Origin of the sequence: Arsenophonus sp. ENCA (genome assembly GCF_002287155.1) — a bacterium.
Taxonomy (GTDB): Bacteria; Pseudomonadota; Gammaproteobacteria; order Enterobacterales; family Enterobacteriaceae; genus Arsenophonus; species Arsenophonus nilaparvatae.
This window is the reverse complement of sequence record NZ_NHNG01000077.1, coordinates 1-3,985: the sequence shown is the minus strand read 5'-3', so window position 1 is coordinate 3,985 and position 3,985 is coordinate 1. Positions and strand designations below refer to the sequence as shown.

Annotated in this window: 4 protein-coding genes and 1 pseudogene; 2 read left to right on the top strand and 3 right to left on the bottom strand. The window is 38.0% G+C overall.

Annotated elements, in window-relative coordinates:
• The first annotated feature begins 191 nt into the window (after positions 1-191).
• Positions 192-758: an acetate uptake transporter gene (satP, locus tag CBG25_RS02395; protein WP_032115081.1), complete on the top strand. Its 567-nt coding sequence runs from the start codon at positions 192-194 to the stop codon at positions 756-758.
• 192 nt (positions 759-950) lie between these two features.
• Here the strand turns inward: satP and mog are convergent, their stop codons facing one another.
• A complete protein-coding gene (mog, locus tag CBG25_RS02390) occupies positions 951-1,526 on the bottom strand; it encodes a molybdopterin adenylyltransferase (RefSeq protein ID WP_290604264.1) in 576 nt (191 codons plus the stop codon).
• A 185-nt stretch (positions 1,527-1,711) separates the two neighbouring features.
• On the bottom strand, positions 1,712-2,665 hold the full coding sequence (gene tal / locus CBG25_RS02385) for a transaldolase (RefSeq protein ID WP_290604263.1): 954 nt from the start codon (positions 2,663-2,665) through the stop codon (positions 1,712-1,714).
• Positions 2,666-2,924: 259 nt separating this feature from the next.
• Here tal and yaaA point away from each other — a divergent pair, with 259 nt between their 5' ends.
• Positions 2,925-3,701, top strand: coding sequence for a peroxide stress protein YaaA (gene yaaA / locus CBG25_RS02380; protein ID WP_290604262.1), 777 nt, complete (start codon positions 2,925-2,927; stop codon positions 3,699-3,701).
• A gap of 37 nt (positions 3,702-3,738) precedes the next feature.
• Here yaaA and CBG25_RS02375 read toward each other — a convergent pair.
• Positions 3,739-3,985 (bottom strand): annotated as a pseudogene (locus tag CBG25_RS02375) (threonine synthase); the annotation flags it as partial.

Below are 3,985 nucleotides of genomic sequence, written 5' to 3'. Positions count from 1 at the left end.
GAGCACATACTTAATACTCGGGGACGAAAATCGTTGGGCTATTTTTCTCCAAATGAAGTATTTTTAGCTCATCTAATGGCTGCATAACGTTTTATGGGTTTGTTGCGTTTCGACTGGGAATGGGCCTTGATAGCATATAAAAATTTATATCTTATTGAATATTATATATTTAATGACATTTAGAGGAATGTATGAGTTCAAATAATATTGCCAATCCAGGCCCATTAGGTTTGATGGGTTTTGGTATGACAACAATTTTATTAAATATTCACAATGCGGGATTTTTTCCATTAACTTCAGTAATACTAAGTATGGGTATCTTCTATGGTGGTATTGCCCAGATTATTGCCGGTATTTTTGAATATAAAAAAGGAAATACCTTTGCCGCAACGGCATTCTCATCTTATGGCTTGTTTTGGCTCAGCTTAGTTGGTTTATTAATGCTGCCTGAAATAGCGTCGGTGCAAGTAACATCCGCAGATTTTCTGGCAGTTTACTTGGCATTGTGGGGTATCTTTACCTTATTTATGTTTGTTGGCACGTTAAAGGCTAATCGCGCACTACAATTCGTTTTTGCTAGTCTGACCGTACTTTTTGCGCTGTTAGCAATCGGTAATATGTATGGAAATCAAACCATTCTTACTATTGCTGGTTACGAAGGTATCATTTGCGGCGCCAGCGCTTTTTACCTTGCTATGGCAGAAGTCATTAATGAACAATTTGGCCGTACCATATTACCTATTGGTAATAGATCTTAAACAGCATCCTGCCACATTAATAAAGCAGTATAAAACTGCTTTATTAAAACACTATTCTATCCGTCATCATGACGACAATAGAGAAATTTTGGCTTCAAAATTGACACTAATTGATGGCAGCGCAATTTAACAGCGGCTTTAATTATTACTAAAGTTATTTTCTAATGCCAAAAATAGCCAGACTGATCCATTTTATCGCATGGCTGATTTAGGTCTAAATGCTTTAATCACGTTGGGATCGGTTTCAACATAGGGACCCTCTAGTAATTGGATACAGTAAGGCACGCTAGCGAAAATTCCGGCAACAATTTCACGTCCCTGTTTATCTTTTAAACCGGCTAATGTTTCTGTAATTGATTTTGGTTGTCCAGGTAAATTCAAAATCAATGTTTGCTTGCGGATCACGCCAACTTGGCGTGAGAGGATCGCCGTTGGCACAAAATGCAAACTAATTTGCCGCATTTGTTCACCAAAACCAGGCATTTGCCGATCAGCAATCGCCAGTGTCGCATCCGGTGTTACGTCACGTAGCGGTGGGCTAGTGCCACCGGTGGTTAAAATTAAATGACAAGCAAATTCATCAACCAGCTCATAGAGTGTAAGTTCAATAATTTTTTGTTCATCAGGGATCAAACGTGGCTCAACCGTAAAAGGGGTTTTTAGTGCCATTGAAAGCCAGTTTTTAAGTGCAGGGATCCCCTGATCTTGATAAATTTCATTGGCTGCCCGATCTGAAACAGAAACCAAACCTATGAGCAATTTATCCATGAGATCCTCAAATTCGATATTGAAAACAAGATGTTTAATACTAAATCTATTCAACTTATGCTGTAGCGATACAAAGGCAAATAATATTGTTTACTGCCCTTGAGCACAATCAGACCAGCAAGTAAAAACAAAAAGCCCAGTAAGATAACCTACTAGGCTTTTAGGTTATAACAGAGAAATATTAATTACAGCTGCTGCGCAACCATTTTTTGCAATTTTTCCTGATCAATAGCAAATTTACGAATACCATCAGCCAGTTTATCCGTTGCCATGGCATCTGCATGATGTTGCCAATAGAATTCTGCTTCTGTCATCGGCTTAGGCGGTGACTGAATTTGACCATTAAATGCCAATTTGCGGGGCACTTCGCCTTGGGCCTCAGAAAGCTCTTTAAGTAATGCCGGAGAAATTGTTAAACGATCACAGCCTGCCAGTTGTAAAATTTCACCGCTATTGCGGAAACTTGCCCCCATGACAACCGTTTTATAGTCGTGCTGCTTATAATAATTGTAAATTTGTGTGACAGAAATAACGCCAGGATCTTCTTGTGGCGCATACTCTTTTGTATCGGTATTTGCTTTATACCAATCAAGAATACGGCCGACAAAAGGTGAAATCAGATAAACGCCAGCCTCAGCACAAGCTCGTGCCTGAGCAAAAGAGAATAATAGCGTTAGATTACAGTTAATACCCTCTTTTTCCAATTGTTCCGCCGCGCGGATCCCTTGCCAGGTTGAAGCCAATTTTATCAAAATACGCTCATTTTTAATGCCGGCACGATTATAAAGCTCAATAATATGCCGCGCTTTATTAATACAGGCTTCGGTATCATAGGAAAGGCGCGCATCAACTTCCGTTGAAATTCTTCCGGGAATTAATTGCAGGATTTCTAACCCAATATTAACAGCCAATTTATCACACGCATCAATAATTTGTTGCTCACGTGATTGACTTTGTTGCCGCGCCCATGAGATCGCTTCATCAATGAGTGGCTGATATTCTGGGATCTGAGCCGCATTAAGCATCAAAGAAGGGTTAGTTGTTGCATCTTCAGGTTTATAAAGCTTTATTGCGCTTATATCACCTGTATCTGCTACAACCGTCGTTATTTTTCGTAAAGAGGTTAATTTATCGGTCATTTTTTAATCCCGTTGTTATTGAGATGAAGCCAAGGCTCAAAATCCTATCCTGCTGTGATAATATCATTCATTGATATTACAACAAATAAATTCACCCCCATTTTTTTGTTGTCGATAACAAATTTTGTTAGCTTATTTTCACACCCTACTATCGTTTAAATAGCAATAATTAACGTTAAATGCTACAAATAAGCCTAATGATAGCCATTTACTATTTTGATTAAAGTTGTTTATTTATGAATTTTACTAGGTATTAATTATGCTTATCACGATTTCACCTGCCAAAACACTTGATTATGAAAGTCCGCTTGTCACCACAGAATATAGTCAGCCAACCCTGTTATCACAGGCTGAGCAATTGATTCAGATATGTCGTAAACTGACACCGGCGGAAATTGCCAGTCTAATGCATATTAGTGATAAATTAGCCGGTTTAAATGCAGCGCGTTTTGGACAGTGGCATGCTAATTTTACCCCAGAAAATGCCCGACCTGCTATTTTAGCTTTTAAAGGTGACGTCTATACCGGCCTGCAAGCGGAAAATTTTAAGCCAAAAGATTTCACCTTTGCCCAAAAACATCTTCGTATTCTATCAGGCTTATACGGTGTATTACGGCCACTTGATCTGATGCAACCTTACCGATTGGAAATGGGAACTAAACTTAATAATAAACAAGAAAAAGATCTTTATGCCTTTTGGCGGGATATCATTACTGAAAATCTTAATCAGGCCTTAAGCAAGCAAGGTGATAATATTCTGATTAACTTAGCTTCAGATGAATATTTTAATGCCGTTAATAGCAAAAAACTGGATGCTTATATTGTGAAACCTATTTTTCTAGATGAAAAACAGGGGAAATATAAAGTCATCAGTTTCTATGCGAAAAAAGCGCGCGGATTAATGAGTCGCTTTATTATTCAAAATCAACTAAAAAATATTGAACAACTGACTGAATTTAACTTAGCCGGTTATCAATTTGATAACGCTGCTTCCAAAGATAATCAGCTAGTGTTTAAACGATCACAACATGGTTAACAATGGAAGCTAACGCTTCCATTTCAGATCATTGTTATTAAGTCGCATGCATAAATAAAAATTTACGCAACAAAGCAAAATCAGCAGGTAATTGATGGGAAAATATCGGTAAATTAGCTCGTTTTGCTAAAGCAGCTGGTAATGGTAATGTTTTAGCAAGAATACGATCGACACTCTGTTTAAATTTTGCTGGATGTGCGGTACTTAAGAACAGCCCATATTCATCATCTTGCAACTGATCACGTAAAATACGATAAGCAACTGCGCTATGTGGCTCAGATATA

What these genes read in the sequence shown, in the direction of transcription:
- mog (WP_290604264.1), bottom strand. Translation starts at nt 1,526, where the DNA reads ATGGATAAATTGCTCATAGGTTTGGTTTCTGTTTCAGATCGGGCAGCC.
- tal (WP_290604263.1), bottom strand. Translation starts at nt 2,665, where the DNA reads ATGACCGATAAATTAACCTCTTTACGAAAAATAACGACGGTTGTAGCA.
- satP (WP_032115081.1), top strand. Translation starts at nt 192, where the DNA reads ATGAGTTCAAATAATATTGCCAATCCAGGCCCATTAGGTTTGATGGGT.
- yaaA (WP_290604262.1), top strand. Translation starts at nt 2,925, where the DNA reads ATGCTTATCACGATTTCACCTGCCAAAACACTTGATTATGAAAGTCCG.